This is a genomic window from Olavius algarvensis spirochete endosymbiont, assembly GCA_900608495.1.
Lineage (GTDB): Bacteria > Spirochaetota > Spirochaetia > DSM-2461 > DSM-2461 > UBA2779.
Genome location: UWYT01000181.1, coordinates 39,333 through 54,292 on the forward strand (window position 1 = coordinate 39,333; position 14,960 = coordinate 54,292).

Genomic DNA, 14,960 nt, shown 5'->3' on the forward strand with positions numbered 1-14,960 from the left:
TTCAAGGTACGCCTGCCTTCGAGATATGTCAAGGATTTCAGGAAGGAAAATTTAATCGTAATCAAACCGGCCTTTTGCCCAGGTGCCAAAGAGAGCTATGTGGCAAGCTTGAGCTAACACTCTGATTGCTCCTGATGGTTTCCCGCGCTTTGTGTCATCTGAAATTTGATGTATCGTAACTGGATTCGGTAGATTCGCCGAGCAGTCAGTGAGGTTATTGTCGTTCAGTTCTCTTTATTCGCCATCTTCGCCGATTTCGCCGCTGTTGCTGCGCTCAATAATTTCAACGTCGACAAATAAACTGATATTTATCCTGCTTCCAGGTTGAGTGGTGAAGTGTCGGATCACCTCCAGTTCCCCGAGGGTATATGATACCGAATGCTCTCCGGAAACCGTTTTGATTACTTCCACCGTATCATCGGTTTCAATAAGCTTGTCATCCAGCCGGATTATTGCACCCTGCGGAATATGAATTGTTAGTTCAGGCGGACTATAGTCCAACGCGAGGTTCAGCATTATCTCTTCTCCTGCTTCCACGGCTATGGATTGCTCGATTGTCGGGGCGTGAGTGCTATCGACTCTAACCTTATGAATTCCAGCAGGTAGTTTCATTGCTTTGTTTAACTCGATCACGGTTTTATCCACGGTCACCTCGATTATTTCTTCAGTATTCTCAGATAAATTCGTGATATTGACAGTTAAAGAACCTTCATTTTTCCAAATTGAGGCCACGTTGATTATGAGTTTTTCCGAAAAGGCTCTATCGGGTATTCCTTTCATAATAGGCAGCACGGTTACAAGGAGTGGAAACTGTTCGACATCAATGGGTATCGACAGTACAGAAGTCAAGGCGTCTCCCGTTATTGCATGTGCTTCACTGAAGGGAATGCGTACGAAGGTTTTCTCTCTGGCAGGGATGAGTTCCATATGAATTCTTGTGCCATTGTATTCATCTCGGTTTTCTTTCGAAACAGGGCTGACATCCTTATATATCATCAGTGCAAAACTATTTCGAAATTCTCTAAGTGATGATGATATCTCGATTTGTATTTCGACACCTTCTTGAAAAGCGGAAATCTCATCCAGATAGGTTATTATTACTTGCTCTTCCGGCTTGAATTCCACTGTCGAACCATCGATTTGAAGTGTCTTTGTAGTTCTGCCCCTGATGTTCTCGGAATACACAGGGGTAATCGATGACAGAAGAAGCAGGATAAACAGTCTGGCCGCACTTGTTCTCAATAGTTTCATACTGTTATTTTAACTCGTGAAAAGCAGTCAATGTTGCAGGATTTGTCGGTTTTCCATTTTTTCGAATTTCAAAGTGCAGATGTGGGCCAGTCGAAAGTCCAGAATTGCCTGAAGAAGCAATTTGTTCACCCGCCCCTACACTCTGACCCACTTTGACTGGAACCCCATCCAAGTGAGCATAAACCGTTTGATACCCACCATCATGATTGATTATAACGTAAAGACCGTGAACTTTCAGCGTACCGATATCATGCACTATCCCATTGCGCGCCGCAAATACAGGAGTACCGACTGGCGTCCTGATGTCAATCCCGGGATGGAAGCTTAATTCTCCAGTGAGGGGATGTGAACGATAGCCGAAGGAGGATGTGATATTGCCCTGTCTTATGGGTAAGGAGAATGAACTTCCAAGAAAGCTTATTCGTTCATCGGAACTAAATTTATCTCCAGGATGAAACCTGAACATCCTGTTTTTGTTGTCCTCTAATCTTATGATAACTTGTATTGCGTCCGAACTTCTTGTGATTTCGGAGAGATTTTTTTCCCATTCATCCTCTGGCACAATAGGCACAAACACACCCGGGATATTGGGAATCAGAACCTCATCGCCTGCTTTGAGAAGATCTGGCGCGTTCCAGTTGTTTAAAGTTGCAAGTGTGTCATAAGGCACGTTGAATGCGGCCGCAACAGAAAAAATGTCCTCAGATGGTAGCGGGATATATCTGAAAATCATTAACGGCTGTGATTTTGCTCTATCCGAATACCATAGTTCGATATCTTGCTGATGCTGACTATAGAGGGGGTCTCGTGATTTGATCGTATAGCTTATAAGAGGATAGTCTGCCGTCACTACATGCACAAACAATAGAAGGTATGTGAAGATAGTAATCTTACGCTTCATCAAATGGCAGCAATAACTCCTCATTCAGGGAGATTCCCGCGGCGCCATAACCCAAGCGCCTGTCCGGTCGTCCGCTTCCATGAAAGTCGGAACCTCCAGTAATCAGCATATCATTTTTTTTTGCCAGTTCAGCCAGTTTTGCGGCCCCACTTCTTGAAGCCCCGGAGTGCAGGGCTTCGATTCCGTCGATTCCGATTTCCTTCCACAGAGGGGCGTATTTTTCAAAGCGGCTCCATGAAATCCACAGCGATAGCGGATGGGCGATGATGGCCTTACCGCCTGCCTTGCGAATCACTTCGACAAATTCTTCGAGTCTGGGTGAAATTTTTGGTACATTGTAGGGGCAACCCGGCTTCAGCCATTTCTCGAAGCAGTCTGGAACATTTTTTGCCATGCCTTTGGCGATAAGCCAGCTGGCAAAATGCATTCGTCCAAGAACCTCGCCCCCGGCCAGGCTGTTTAATTCGTTCAGTGTAACATTCAGTCCATCAGCGTTCATCAGATGAACCATTCTACTGTTTCTGGAGTTGCGTCGTCTGCGGATTTCCTCAAGAAAATCCCCTAGCGGTCCGTCCGGATATTGCTTAATTCCCAATCCGAGTATATGGAAATCTCCAGGTTCGAATTCCACTTCGCTTTCCACACCGGGAATGAATCGAATTTCCAGAAGTTTCGCTATTTTTTCCGCTTCCTCAAGGCCTGCCAGTGTATCATGATCAGTTAACGCGAGGGCTGTTATCCCGGAGTTCTTGGCCAATTCGAGTAATGCAGTGGGGGATAATTCGCCATCGCTCACATTCGAGTGAGTGTGAAGATCGATCATACAGGCTAGAATACACAATTGTCGGCATTGTTGACAGAATCCCACTGGGATGCGTATCCTTTTCTTGCATAACGGAGATTTCCTTGCCTAAAACAGTGTTCTATCGCGCAAATGCAATTGTCTATTTTCAGGGTGATAAGGCTGATGGAATACCTATATTGAAAACGGGCAAAATTGAGCTTGCATACGAGGATATCCAAACAGGTGCGGAGATAAGAGAATCGATTAAAACGGGTGAATTTTTTGGTGTCAAGGCAGCGCTTGGCAATTACCCCCATGATGAGATTGCGATGGCAATTACTGATTGTTTGGTGATTCACTTCTCTATTGCCGAATTCGAGAGTTTTGTAGCTGAGCATCCACGTATTCTAATGAAAATGCTTCAGGTTTTTTCCACACAGCTGCGAAGAATTCACCATCAGGTTCAAAATCTTTTATCCACAGACAGGATTAATACGAATCAAGAGGCTGGTATGTTCGCGATAGGCGAGTACTACCTCAAGGAAAAGCAGTACCCGAAGGCTTATTATACATTCAAGAAGTATTTACAACACTGGCCTAAGGGTATCTATGCGCCGCAGGCAACTTTGAAAGCTGGGATAGCTGAGAAATCCCTGTATGGCAACTCCCCAGCTGTGAGTGAAGCTAATGAAGAAAGCCTGGAACCTCCTGTCCCACCCGCTGCAAATTTTGATGAAATTGACGCGCGGTATAAGATGGGGAACTACAAGGAAGCCATGAGGGGATTTCTATCCATAGTCCAGAATGAGCAAGATAAGGCAATTTTGGCAATTGCCGAATTTCGAATTGGTTGTTGTTTGTACCATCTGGATATGTTTAACGAAGCAGCGGGTCAGTTGGCTTCCGCTATCAGACGACACCCTGATGAATCATTTCTCGGGGAGGAATTGTTCTATATCGGCCTTTGCCATAAGGAACTGGGGGAGATGGAGAAGGCGTATAATTTTTTCGTTAAGGCTGGAAATCTGATTCCGAAAGATGGGCCTCTCTACAAACAGGTGCTTGAAAAAACCCGGGAGGTCCGGGATATGAGAGGTTCAAATACATGAACCTCCTCGATCTTTCAAAATTTGAACGATTTGTCCGTACTTTCAAAGAGAATGAAATTATCTTTTGCGAATATGAACCAGGAGATACCTTTTATCTGATTCAGGCAGGAAGGGTTAAGATTGTCAAGATTATTGGGAATATCGAGAAAATCATCGACATACTGAAGCCTGGTGAATTTTTCGGAGAGATGGCCTTGCTTGAAAATGCACCACGAAGCGCTTCGATTATCGCTTTGGAGAATTGCAAACTCCTTGAGTTCAATAGAAGCAATTTTGAGGCTTTGATGACCGGGAATCCGCAGATGGCCATCAAACTATTATCTCTTTTTGCTCAAAGAATATACGATCAGAAACGACGCTTTGCTATTTTGACTTTATCGGACGAGTACGCTCGTGTTGCGGATGTTTTCGTTATGCTTGCGGAAACTTGGCGGCTTGAATACATGGATAGCGATACCGGTAAGAGGGTTTATAATAACTCAGTTGCTGATATTGCCCAGTGGGCCGGTATGCGAGCTGACAGATGCAGGCAGATTCTAATTCATTTTCAGGAACAACAAAGGATAAAGGTGTTCAACGACAGGATAGAGGTAACCAATATTCACGATTTGGTTAGGTTCGTGAATTCGCGCCGGAATTTTCAGAAGAATCAGAACTGATTGCCTGAGTATCTTAAAACCTGGCCACTGTCGATGCGCAACCCCACGGAAATTGGACTTTTTGGGTACTGGCACCCATACCGCCGGTTAGTTATAATCAGCCAACTGCCAAAGTAGCTCAGCTGGTAGAGCAACGCACTCGTAATGCGTAGGTCTGGAGTTCGAGTCTCCACTTTGGCTCTTGGTGGCTTATGTAAGTCATTACAATGTAAAGAATAGTGACTGGAAAACCGGAACTGCTTGTTATTCACGACTGAGAGGTGTAACCCTTTTGTGAGAACCTCTTGATACGGGAGGCAAATATGCGCCGGTTTTTTTGGTTAAGGCTCCGAGGGCAAGTTTATTACGCTCGTCTTTTTCACAAAGGTGTCAGATTCCCTTGGAAAAGCACAGGAAAGGTTGATCGTGACGCTGCTGAAATGGTGGCTATGGATTGGCTAGTAAACGGTATACCTGATGGCAAAACCAAGGATCATCGATCTTTTAAAAGTGCTGTTGATGCCGAAAACTCACTCGACCATTTAAAATCTTTAGAATTAACAAGAAATGATGCACAACGAATTGTCAGTATCCTAAAGCGTAGAGGGTTGATTGATTCAGTTAATGATAATACGACGTAATTTCTCAAGATCCATTGCAGGACGTTCAGTATGTATCATTGCATGACAATTCGGGCAGAGTGGAATTAGATCCTTGATTGGATCAACATTGTGTTGCCCGTCAGACAATGAAAGATCATTTACATGGTGAACGTGTATGAGATCTGGGCCACTAATTCCGTACTTATCTGTGAAATTGAATTCACATGCTGCACATATTGATCCACGGTGTGTGATGCAAGCTTCTCTAGCACTAGGATTCCGTTCAATAACTGTAGAAGTTACAGAATATCGCTGTCTTTCTTGATGTTGAATTTCTTCTTTATCGATATTACCACTATCTACGAGAGCTAAAGCCCATCGCCGATTCTGACCTTCTGCAAATTGACCTCCCGACTCCCTCCATAAGTTATCTGCGTCAATATTTGTAAGAACAGCAGGACGCTGATGAGAATATCCAATAATCTGTTTTTCGCCTGATTCATATATGTAGTTTCCAATGACTTGAAAAACTGATTCTGCCTTATTATCAACAACTACTATTACAAGGTCATCTATCTCCATTTCTGAGTAAAGATTCCATAGAGAAGCTCTGCCGTGACCTACACTACTGATGCCGGGATGAGTTCTTGTAATCAATGCCGAAATGTCATCTTTGTTATTTATCCCCGCAGTTGATAAATCACCAGAGTTTGACCATCCTACCGCAATTCGATTTCTAGCAATCATCATTTTGAGTGATTCCTTTTGGTCATCTTCATCATGATGTGACATTAATCGCCAGATGTTCATAGTTATGTCCTTTATTTAGAGCTTCGTAATAATAATAATTAATCGTTATCTTGACAATACATTAGAGTCTTCAGAGTTGGTACTTTATTTTAACTGTAACCCGGTTCTTGCTATCAATCGATACATAACTCTTTACAACAATACGCAACGATACGCAACGATACCAAGATGTAAACTTGATGGATGTCTCATAAAATGCTATAATACCAGTAGATACACAAAGAATAGCAAACAGTTGTCGCGTTCTCGTAATGCGTAGGTCTGGAGTTCGAGTCTCCACTTTGGCTTATGAAGGTGTGGATGTCCGCCGGAGCGGAACATCCGTCTTCCGGCTGCAGGAGAACTGGCTCTTTTCTCAAAAAGAGATAGGCTATCACTCTTCAGGGTAGCCGTTACTCCGTGATAGTTGTTGTAGTTGGCGTATAGATTCCCATGGTTATATATTGGAGTAAGAGATCGATAAATGTGTGTTCTATAGTCAATCGATAGTCCTGCGTTCCGCTTCTGGGCTCGACTCCTGGTTGTTCATCCAAGCCCACCAGACCGTAGATGAAGTAGTGGTTTTTCATTTTCTCTGTTTCGACATATTTTTGAGGCCCTTCCCCGTAATCGACAGAATAGGTAAAACAGGCTGATAGGAGTAAACCTGTGAGCATGAGTAAAATGATGGATGATAGCATTGATCTTTTCATATAATGACTCCAAAAACTGATAATGCAGTTATCTTGGTATTTCAGCAGTTTTTGATCAACTATTTGGGATTGTTTTATTGGATTGAATCGCTTCTTGAAGTGACATTGCTCAATGTTTGATTGTATCATGCGGGTACGCACTTTTTTTCATAAGTAAAGCGAAGACTGATGGAATCAATGCTCCGTTGCTCTTCAGAAGGAGGCGTTTATGCTGCGAAATATCAACCCGGTGATTTCTCCGGAACTGCTTGCAGTTTTGTTTAGAATGGGCCATGGCGATGAAATTGTTTTGGCTGATTCTTTTTTCCCGGGAGATAGCTTCGGGAAACGTGTTGTCAGGGCAGACGGAATCGGAATTCCCTTGCTTCTTGAAGGCATACTGCCCCTAATCACCCTGGATTCTTACGTTCCAAATCCACTTTTTATGATGGAACCGGCAGCAAAGGATGAGCTGGACATGAGTGTAGAGGCCGCCTATCGCAGAGTAGTTAATAAGTTTTGGCCAGAAACACCCCCTATACAGCGAGTCGAACGTTTTAAGTTTTATGAGCAGGCTAAAAATGCATTTGCTGTAGTTATGACCGGCGAGGTGAAGAAATATGGCAATATAATATTGAAGAAGGGCGTTATTGATAGATAGGGGGTCACTTGCCATTGTTTTTGCGGCGAGGATGAGACGTTCAGGATTGCTGTTGGCCTTCTTGGCTCTGTGTGTTGTTCTTTCAATACTGTCGAATCGATTTCTAACCCTTCCAAATGCTCTAAATATTCTTCGTCAATCCTCCATTAATGGAATCATTGCGGCGGGGATGACCCTGGTTATCCTTACTGCGGGAATTGATCTTTCGGTAGGTTCAGTATTAGCCTTAAGTTCGGTGATTACGGCCCAACTGTTGGTTAGTGGCCTGCCTCCACTAATGGCTTTCTTCAGTGGTCTATTCGTTGGAGCGCTGCTTGGTTTATTCAATGGAATCCTTGTAACGTTGTTTTCTCTTCCTCCGTTTGTAGCGACGCTGGGAACCATGACCTTTGCACGGGGATTGGCATTGAGTTTTACCCAGGGCAAGCCAATCACCGGTTTACCGGAGTCGTTTCGGGTTCTTGGAACCGGTTTTGTAGGACCGATTCCTGTTCCAGTTATTATCGTGTTGGCAGTGTTCCTTATTGGTATGTTTTTCTTGAATTTAACTTCACAAGGGGAACAACTGTACGCTTTGGGTAACAATCCGGTTGCGGCTCGTTTCACAGGGATACTTGTTAAACTATATATAATTGTGGTATATTCTGTTGCTGGAGTTCTGGCGGCACTTGCTGGTCAGATTCTAATTGCTCGTTTGGATTCTGCCCAACCTGTTATGGGCATGGGCTATGAACTGGATGCGATTGCTGCCGTGGTTGTTGGTGGCTCCAACTTCAATGGGGGCAGCGGGGGGCTGGCGGGTACTTTGATAGGAGTATTGTTCATTGTGGTTATCAACAATGGATTGAATCTTCTGAATATCCCATCATTCTGGGGCCAGGTTGTAAAGGGTGTAGTGATTGCTATGGCCCTGCTATTCAATCGCGTTTCGGTTCAAGAAAGAAAAATCGACCGTGAGTCGGTTTGAATATAGTGAGGTATAAATGAAGAGACTGCTTGTTTTATTATTTGTTTTGGGTTCGATTTCAGGCGTTCTATTTGCCAGGGGCGATTTAGAGGGAACCGTCTATGGCTTGTCGATTTCGACTTTGAACAATCCTTTCTTCGTTACGTTAAAGGAGGGTGCCGAGGCCAAGGCTTCCGAACTTGGTGTGAGTTTAATCATTGTGGATTCCCAGGACGATCCGGCTAAGGAAGCTGTGAATATGGAGGACCTCATTCAACAGGGGGTTGATGCGATTCTTGTAAACCCAACTGATGCTGATGCCATAGTGCCAAGCATCATGAAGGCCAATGCTGCAGCCATACCTGTTTTAACAATAGATCGCGGTGCTGCAGGGGGTGAAATTGTTGCCCATATTGCTTCGGATAATGTTGCCGGTGGAAGAATGGCCGCGGAATTTCTTGTGGAAGCCATCGGAGGTTCTGGAAAACTTGTCGAATTGGAAGGTATTGCAGGTACATCGGCCGCTCGGGATCGTGGCGAGGGATTCAATGCTGTCGTTGGCGCGGTTCCCGGTATAGAGGTTGTGGCTCGCCAGACCGCGAATTTCAATCGCGCTGAAGGCCTAAGTGTTTTTGAAAACATACTTCAGGCCCAACCGGAAATAAATGGTGTTTTTGCTCACAATGATGAAATGATTCTTGGGGCCATCGAGGCCGCAAAGGCTGCCGGGAATACAGGTATCGTTTTTGTTGGATTCGATGCGATAGATGATGCCATAGTTGCTGTTGAAGATGGCTCATTGGCCGCAACAGTTGCTCAACAGCCTGATATGATTGGTGCTCTTGGAGTTGAAACAGCATATAAGTATCTTATGGGCGAAACAGTTTCAGCTAACATTCCTGTTGATCTGGCGCTAGTCAGATAGCTTAAACAGTGGGTCCCCGCCGTTAAACGCGACAAACATGGCCACTATTACACTGCGAGGCATTAGCAAGGCTTTCCCCGGAGTTCGAGCTTTGAAGAGAATTGATTTATCCTTCTGGCCCGGGGAGGTTCATGCTGTGGTTGGAGAAAACGGGGCGGGGAAGTCCACTCTTATGAAGATACTAGCCGGAGATTACAGGAAAGACAGCGGTGAAATCCAGTTATTCGGGCGTGTAGAAGAGCTAGGTTCCCCGCGGGGGGCGCAGCAGATGGGTATTGGCATGATTCATCAAGAGCTAACCCTTCTTCCCAACCGCAGTATTGCGGAAAATATCATGCTGGGAAGGGAGCCCGGCCTGGGACTGGTAAACCGGAAGTTGATGATCCAAACTGCTCGGGATAACTTGAAACAACTCGGGTTGGAGCTGAATCCTATGGCAATGGTTTCCTTTTTGCCCATTGCTGTCCGTCAGTTGGTGGAAATTGTCAAGGCTCTGTCCCTGAATGCTAAGATTCTTATTCTTGATGAACCGACATCATCGCTTACTGAAACCGAAACCCGGATTTTGCTCGATATGATAAAAACTCTTCGCGAACGGGATATGACGTTGATTTACATATCTCATCGTTTGGAAGAAGTCTTCGAAATCGCTGATCGAATCACCGTTCTTCGGGATGGTCAATTGATTGCTACCAAGTCAATCAATGAAACCAATCCCAGCGAAGTTGTCAAGATGATGGTTGGACGTGAATTGGGGGATATATACAACAGAGTTGCCACCCCAAAAGATGAAATTCTGCTGGAAATTGACAAATTGGGCGGTAAAAATTTTCGAGACTGCTCCCTGGTTTTGCATCGGAGTGAGATTCTAGGTATCTACGGATTAGTGGGAGCTGGCCGAACCGAGTTCGCCCGAGCTCTATTTGGTTTAGACCCGGTAATTTCTGGGAAAGTGAAGATAGAGGGAAAACAGATTGAACGCCTAAGTATTCGAGCAGCCATTGCCAGGGGCCTGGTTTACGTCCCCGAAGATCGTAAGACTCAGGGACTTTTTCTTGAGCTTTCCGTCCGAAAAAATCTTACAATCAATATGCTGGATTCATTAAGCTATTGGGGATTACTCAGTTTTCGACGACTAGCTGAGGTGGCATCGGGATTAATCGAGCGCTTGAAAATCCGCCCACCGGAGCTCTTTAAACGCATACGACATCTAAGTGGTGGAAATCAACAAAAAGTAGTTATAGCGAAATGGCTATCGGTGCAACCTAAAATTCTTGTGCTCGACGAACCAACTCGTGGCATTGATGTGGGCTCAAAGGCAGAAATTTATGCTCTGATCGATAAATTAGCCACCGAGGGAGTTGGGGTAATCATCATATCTTCCGAACTACCGGAGATTTTGGGGATTAGTGACCGGATTTTGGTAATGAAGGCAGGAGAGATGGTTGGTGAATTCCAGCGTGAGGATGCAACCCAGGACGGCATTATGCACCTTGCAGCTGGGGCAGAGTCCTGAAACTTCGAAAACTGAGAAACCATATTTTGATCCAACGCTACAATTCCGTTCTGATACTGATCGGACTTTATCTGGTTCTCGCTGTGATATCACCTCTTTTTTTCCGGATGCAGAATCTTGTCAATATTTTTATGCAGTCCTCAATTACGGCTATCGTAGCACTCGGCTTATCTCTGCCCATTCTTACGGGAGGTATTGATCTTTCTGTCAGTTCTACTGCAGCTTTGGCCGGAGCAATCTCAGCCGGATTGATCGTTCGATCTGGCTGGTCAGTATTCTCGGCCATCGGACTTGCCTTATTAATTGGTATTGGTATTGGCGCTTTAATTGGCTTGTTGGTTGTTTTGGGCAGGCTCCCACCCTTTGTGGCCTCGCTTTCTCTGATGGCGGTGGGTAGAGGGCTCACCCTTATTTACACTGAGGGCAAACCGATATCAGGATTGCCGGCTGGTTATATCGCGCTGGGTTCTGGGTCTTCAGGGTCGATTCCCAACTTGGTGATACTTCTTCTGATATTGACATTTATGACACATGTACTGCTAAGCCGAACTCGATATGGACATCATATCTATGCTATTGGGGGTAGTGCGGATGTCGCCCGTTTGGCCGGCATACCTGTCGGCAGAATTACGATTTCGGTTTATGCTCTAAGTGGTTTTGCTGCTGCCTTTTCCGGTGTGCTGTTAACTGCCAGATTGTGGTCGGCTCAACCGACTGCGGGGACTGGATTGGAACTCGAAGCTATCGCCGCAGTCGTTATCGGTGGTAATTCATTGATGGGCGGCTATGGAAACGCCTTTGGACCGGTGATAGGAGCCTTGATTATGGGCGGAATCGGCAATGGTTTGAATCTGCTCAAAATACCGTCTTACATCCAACAAGTGGTTAGAGGACTGGTTCTTATCGTTGCTGTAATGGCGGATTTTCGTTCTCATCGAAATAACGCTGCCGCAATCTAAAAGGAACTTAGGATGCTTCATAATGCTGGATCGCTCAATATCGATGATGTTTTCCAGGTAACACATATAGTACGACCAGGGGAAACCATTCCAAGTCAAACCATGAATCGCTTTGCCGGTGGAAAGGGTTTGAATCAATCCATGGCTTTGGCGCGGGCGGGGGTGAGAGTGCGGCACATTGGGCTTATCGGTGAAGATGGTGTATTTCTCCGCGATATTCTGGAGAACAATGGTGTCAATGTATCGGGGATAAAAATTTCCAAGCTGCCTACTGGCCATGCGATTATTCAAGTTGCTGCCGATGGTGAGAATTCCATTATTCTCTATAGCGGAGCTAATCAAAACTGGGGTAGACAGGATGTCCAGCGGATACGATACGATGTGCAGTCCCGGGATATCCTTCTTCTTCAGAATGAAATCAACATGTTGCCTGAATTGATCAGGACGGCCCATGAAGCTGGGTTGCGTATCGCCATGAATCCTGCGCCGATGGGACCCGAGGTTAAGGACTACCCGCTTGAGCATCTTTCCTGGTTGATAGTAAACGAAATCGAAGGTAGAGAATTGGCGGGAATAGATATCGATGAGCAGGGAGGGAACGGTGGCGAGGAGGAAGTAGTAGCCGAATTGCATCGGCGCTACCCAGGAACAGTGATAGTTATGACCCTTGGGAAAAGAGGAGCTATAAGGATGGATGGAATTGGTTTGATTCGTTCGTTCTTTCCCGATGTCGGACCGATCGTAGATACCACTGGAGCCGGAGATAGCTTTATAGGCTACTTGCTGGCTGGAGAGATTTTCGGATTGAGTAGAGAGGAAGGCTTGCGCAGGGCCTGCGCCGCAGGTGCTCTGTCGGTAACCCGCAAGGGCGCGGCAATCAGTATGCCAAGGTGGGCAGAAGTTGATGCTCTTATTCTATGATGCAGCATTGGACTTGAGCCTTGTCCGAAATTTCGTATTTGATTCAGCTGCATAACTCCATCTTCCCTGCTTTGTTTGACTCGGGGTAGATATACCCAATTGTCAGGCATACCTGATAATCATCAATTGGAGTGAGAAGGGTATTTGGCTGGTGCCGATAAAGGACTGTAGTTCGCCAATTATGCTGGTTGCCACTTCTTTCAGAGTTTTTCCTTCTGATTGCTGCAAGGCCAGCGCCAGGCGTTTGATATCCAGTGTTTTTCCGGAAACCGATTTCAATTCAAAAGCCTTGGGTGTGTATATTAAAATTATATCCCCGTGATACATCGGTACATTCAAGGGTTTCAGTTTGTCAATACTGAATATGGTGCCCCCGATGGTCGGATTCTCGATAGTCTGTTTCGATGTTTTTATCGAGATTATTCTGTTGCCTGCCTTTCTTTTCAGCAGAAGCGCCGGCCAGGTTATCGGGAACAATGTTATATAGCCCTCTTCAAATTGTCCAACTAACCCAACCATTTGTTGCTCGGAGGCTTTTGCGGCGCCGGTTACTCTTCGGTTAACTCTGCTGACTATGTTTTGAATCTTTGTAGTCGATTCGAAGCAGGTTTTTAATTCGCTCCGCACAATAAATGAAAAGATTAATGAACTAAGACTTTCAGTCCCTGTGTCCATAATAGAGAAGCCGGTAAGACTACCATCTCCGGAAAGGTAAAAATCGTGAAATCCACTAGAAGGACTATTGGCGCCCTGCCAAACCGAAAGAAGTTGCCATTTTGGATCCCACGGTATGGACTTCGGGAAAAGTATCGCTCTGATGTTCCGGGCCAACACTTCGTTTGCCGGTAGCTTTGAATCTAAGCGTATTCTATTTGCCTTTTTGAGCAAAGATTTTCGTCTATTGGATTCAATGATTTGATATTGCCTGTTAATACGAAATCTCGATGATATGGAATTCCTACCCTGCCAAATAACGGTTAGCAGAGAGCTTAGAATGGATAGGGGGAGTCCGTAATTCAAGAAGGCCAAATACATCTTTTCAGGTGCCGACTGCGAAAAAAGGGAAATAAGCGACGGGAATCCGGCTATCAGGAAAATCAGCAGTGAACTTGTTTTTCCCGCATAGTGTTTTGCACTGCAGCTCAACCAGATTGTCAGTGCGGCTATTTCAGATATCAGAGCATAAATAGGAACGGGATTGAAATCGAAATATGGATGAAATTTTTCCGGTATAAGAGGAAATTGCAGCTGAGGTAGGATTAACCACAGGGAAATTGCAGTCGCGATGGCAAAATCCATCACACTGATAATGCGTTTCTCTCGTATTCCGAAAGAAGTTCCAAATTTACGCCAGAAACTCAGCGCATATGGGAGAGCCGCAGTAGTAATTATGGGAATTGCACTCCAGGATATATAGCTTCCAATGCTTGGAATCAGTGTGAGAATCGGTTCAATATAAACTATGGCCATCAGCAGGCCGTAAACAGCGAGTGTATTTTTCGGGCGACTCCTGCTACTGGTGTATACCGCAATTCCTCCAACAAGTAACAGCAGGCTGAGAAGGACGGTAATTATCGGAATGCCAAGCTCTGTTAGAATTGAGTGCAGTTGTCGTTTGGCGAGCTCCTCCCGTTCGCCGACAAGTATAGGCGTGGGTATTCCAGCATAATTCTTGCGCAGGTATACTTTCATTAAGATGGTTCTGGTGCCATCCATATCTTCCGGTAGCGGGAGAAGCATTGGTATCGGCGGTGATGGCGCCCACCAGGGCGGCCCGGAACCTTCGGAAGCGAGAAATATATCGTCAAGCCATATGAACCAGGCGAGTTTTGCACCAGAAACAAGCATGGCATTGTCTTCAGGTGCAATTTCGATGTCGCTCTTCAACCAAAGCCAACTATCGTTTCCAACAACAAGTTCACGGGAATCAACTACCTCATTTAGATGCTGAAAATCTAAAGTGGCGGTCGATTCGGGTTCGGCTGATGGGGTGGAGGGCGCAAACTGCCATGTTGAGCACCACGAATATGTGCTGGTGAATAGAAGAAGTAGGGTAGTTGCCAAAAGCATGTTGTCTATTCTACCGATATCTAGTAGACTCTGAAATAAAGCCCGTGATTCATTTCGGGTTCTATGCATAGCTTAATCAGCATATCATGCTGTAGATTTAGAAAACAGTAACCTGGTTTGTATCTATGGAGGCTGGGTTGTCAGGTAGGTGGGCTTGCATGATGAAACCACTGGAAGTGCGCAGGAAAGACTTTTG

General features: G+C 45.2%; 15 protein-coding genes and 1 tRNA gene. 10 read left to right on the forward strand and 6 right to left on the reverse strand.

The features are described from left to right. Nucleotides 1–234: 234 nt before the first annotated feature. The 3 genes from S1OALGB6SA_RS04825 to S1OALGB6SA_RS04835 are packed head-to-tail and all read right to left on the reverse strand — an operon-like array spanning nucleotide 235 to nucleotide 2,975. A complete protein-coding gene (locus tag S1OALGB6SA_RS04825; RefSeq protein WP_148084029.1) occupies nucleotides 235–1,242 on the reverse strand; it encodes a hypothetical protein in 1,008 nt (335 codons plus the stop codon). Between the two features lie 13 nt (nucleotides 1,243–1,255). Continuing rightward, nucleotides 1,256–2,152, reverse strand: coding sequence for a M23 family metallopeptidase (locus tag S1OALGB6SA_RS04830; protein WP_230204425.1), 897 nt, complete (start codon nucleotides 2,150–2,152; stop codon nucleotides 1,256–1,258). Beyond that, entirely contained in the window at nucleotides 2,142–2,975 is an 834-nt protein-coding gene (locus tag S1OALGB6SA_RS04835; protein ID WP_124032721.1) for a PHP domain-containing protein, read from the reverse strand. Before S1OALGB6SA_RS04835 ends, S1OALGB6SA_RS04830 begins: the two co-directional genes overlap by 11 nt. Before the next feature lie 83 nt (nucleotides 2,976–3,058). Between S1OALGB6SA_RS04835 and S1OALGB6SA_RS04840 the strand changes: the two genes are divergently transcribed. From S1OALGB6SA_RS04840 to S1OALGB6SA_RS04855, 4 genes are all read left to right on the forward strand, one after another. Beyond that, nucleotides 3,059–4,045, forward strand: a complete 987-nt coding sequence (locus tag S1OALGB6SA_RS04840; protein WP_195910311.1) for a cyclic nucleotide-binding domain-containing protein — start codon at nucleotides 3,059–3,061, stop codon at nucleotides 4,043–4,045. After that, nucleotides 4,042–4,704 (forward strand): Crp/Fnr family transcriptional regulator, encoded by a 663-nt coding sequence (locus S1OALGB6SA_RS04845; protein WP_124032723.1) that lies wholly within the window; start codon nucleotides 4,042–4,044, stop codon nucleotides 4,702–4,704. Before S1OALGB6SA_RS04840 ends, S1OALGB6SA_RS04845 begins: the two co-directional genes overlap by 4 nt. A 107-nt stretch (nucleotides 4,705–4,811) precedes the next feature. Continuing rightward, nucleotides 4,812–4,884, forward strand: a tRNA-Thr gene (locus S1OALGB6SA_RS04850). Nucleotides 4,885–5,006: 122 nt separating this feature from the next. Continuing rightward, nucleotides 5,007–5,324 (forward strand): hypothetical protein, encoded by a 318-nt coding sequence (locus S1OALGB6SA_RS04855; RefSeq protein ID WP_124032724.1) that lies wholly within the window; start codon nucleotides 5,007–5,009, stop codon nucleotides 5,322–5,324. Here S1OALGB6SA_RS04855 and S1OALGB6SA_RS04860 read toward each other — a convergent pair. Together S1OALGB6SA_RS04860 and S1OALGB6SA_RS04865 are read right to left on the reverse strand one after the other, a co-directional pair. Next, nucleotides 5,301–6,095 carry a DUF8426 domain-containing protein gene (locus tag S1OALGB6SA_RS04860; RefSeq protein ID WP_230204422.1) on the reverse strand — a complete coding sequence of 265 codons (795 nt, stop codon included), beginning with the start codon at nucleotides 6,093–6,095 and terminating at the stop codon, nucleotides 5,301–5,303. The two genes, S1OALGB6SA_RS04855 and S1OALGB6SA_RS04860, sit on opposite strands and share 24 nt — an antisense overlap. 392 nt (nucleotides 6,096–6,487) lie before the next feature. Continuing rightward, nucleotides 6,488–6,787, reverse strand: coding sequence for a Bor/Iss family lipoprotein (locus tag S1OALGB6SA_RS04865; protein WP_124032725.1), 300 nt, complete (start codon nucleotides 6,785–6,787; stop codon nucleotides 6,488–6,490). A gap of 208 nt (nucleotides 6,788–6,995) precedes the next feature. On the opposite strand from S1OALGB6SA_RS04865, the gene fucU reads away from it, so the two are divergent. From fucU to S1OALGB6SA_RS04895, 6 genes are read left to right on the forward strand one after another with little or no spacing between them, the layout of a single operon-like run. Continuing rightward, nucleotides 6,996–7,427 carry an L-fucose mutarotase gene (gene fucU / locus S1OALGB6SA_RS04870; protein ID WP_124032726.1) on the forward strand — a complete coding sequence of 144 codons (432 nt, stop codon included), beginning with the start codon at nucleotides 6,996–6,998 and terminating at the stop codon, nucleotides 7,425–7,427. Next, nucleotides 7,417–8,394, forward strand: coding sequence for an ABC transporter permease (locus tag S1OALGB6SA_RS04875; protein ID WP_230204423.1), 978 nt, complete (start codon nucleotides 7,417–7,419; stop codon nucleotides 8,392–8,394). The genes fucU and S1OALGB6SA_RS04875 overlap by 11 nt, the downstream gene beginning before the upstream one ends. 16 nt (nucleotides 8,395–8,410) lie before the next feature. After that, the gene (rbsB, locus tag S1OALGB6SA_RS04880) at nucleotides 8,411–9,298 is read left to right on the forward strand and encodes a ribose ABC transporter substrate-binding protein RbsB (protein WP_124032727.1); all 888 of its coding nucleotides are present in this window, start codon (nucleotides 8,411–8,413) and stop codon (nucleotides 9,296–9,298) included. A 37-nt stretch (nucleotides 9,299–9,335) separates the two neighbouring features. Continuing rightward, a complete protein-coding gene (locus tag S1OALGB6SA_RS04885) occupies nucleotides 9,336–10,814 on the forward strand; it encodes a sugar ABC transporter ATP-binding protein (protein WP_124032728.1) in 1,479 nt (492 codons plus the stop codon). A 26-nt stretch (nucleotides 10,815–10,840) separates the two neighbouring features. Further along, on the forward strand, nucleotides 10,841–11,773 hold the full coding sequence (locus tag S1OALGB6SA_RS04890) for an ABC transporter permease (protein ID WP_230204424.1): 933 nt from the start codon (nucleotides 10,841–10,843) through the stop codon (nucleotides 11,771–11,773). A gap of 12 nt (nucleotides 11,774–11,785) precedes the next feature. Further along, a complete protein-coding gene (locus tag S1OALGB6SA_RS04895) occupies nucleotides 11,786–12,694 on the forward strand; it encodes a ribokinase (protein ID WP_124032729.1) in 909 nt (302 codons plus the stop codon). Nucleotides 12,695–12,796: 102 nt separating this feature from the next. Here the strand turns inward: S1OALGB6SA_RS04895 and S1OALGB6SA_RS04900 are convergent, their stop codons facing one another. Continuing rightward, complete coding sequence (locus tag S1OALGB6SA_RS04900) at nucleotides 12,797–14,833, reverse strand: hypothetical protein (protein ID WP_124032730.1); 2,037 nt, start codon at nucleotides 14,831–14,833, stop codon at nucleotides 12,797–12,799. Nucleotides 14,834–14,960 lie beyond the last annotated feature (127 nt).

What these genes read in the sequence shown, in the direction of transcription:
- S1OALGB6SA_RS04885 (WP_124032728.1), top strand. Translation starts at nt 9,336, where the DNA reads ATGGCCACTATTACACTGCGAGGCATTAGCAAGGCTTTCCCCGGAGTT.
- S1OALGB6SA_RS04900 (WP_124032730.1), bottom strand. Translation starts at nt 14,833, where the DNA reads ATGCATAGAACCCGAAATGAATCACGGGCTTTATTTCAGAGTCTACTA.
- rbsB (WP_124032727.1), top strand. Translation starts at nt 8,411, where the DNA reads ATGAAGAGACTGCTTGTTTTATTATTTGTTTTGGGTTCGATTTCAGGC.
- S1OALGB6SA_RS04860 (WP_230204422.1), bottom strand. Translation starts at nt 6,095, where the DNA reads ATGAACATCTGGCGATTAATGTCACATCATGATGAAGATGACCAAAAG.
- fucU (WP_124032726.1), top strand. Translation starts at nt 6,996, where the DNA reads ATGCTGCGAAATATCAACCCGGTGATTTCTCCGGAACTGCTTGCAGTT.
- S1OALGB6SA_RS04855 (WP_124032724.1), top strand. Translation starts at nt 5,007, where the DNA reads ATGCGCCGGTTTTTTTGGTTAAGGCTCCGAGGGCAAGTTTATTACGCT.
- S1OALGB6SA_RS04845 (WP_124032723.1), top strand. Translation starts at nt 4,042, where the DNA reads ATGAACCTCCTCGATCTTTCAAAATTTGAACGATTTGTCCGTACTTTC.
- S1OALGB6SA_RS04895 (WP_124032729.1), top strand. Translation starts at nt 11,786, where the DNA reads ATGCTTCATAATGCTGGATCGCTCAATATCGATGATGTTTTCCAGGTA.
- S1OALGB6SA_RS04865 (WP_124032725.1), bottom strand. Translation starts at nt 6,787, where the DNA reads ATGAAAAGATCAATGCTATCATCCATCATTTTACTCATGCTCACAGGT.
- S1OALGB6SA_RS04830 (WP_230204425.1), bottom strand. Translation starts at nt 2,152, where the DNA reads ATGAAGCGTAAGATTACTATCTTCACATACCTTCTATTGTTTGTGCAT.
- S1OALGB6SA_RS04835 (WP_124032721.1), bottom strand. Translation starts at nt 2,975, where the DNA reads ATGATCGATCTTCACACTCACTCGAATGTGAGCGATGGCGAATTATCC.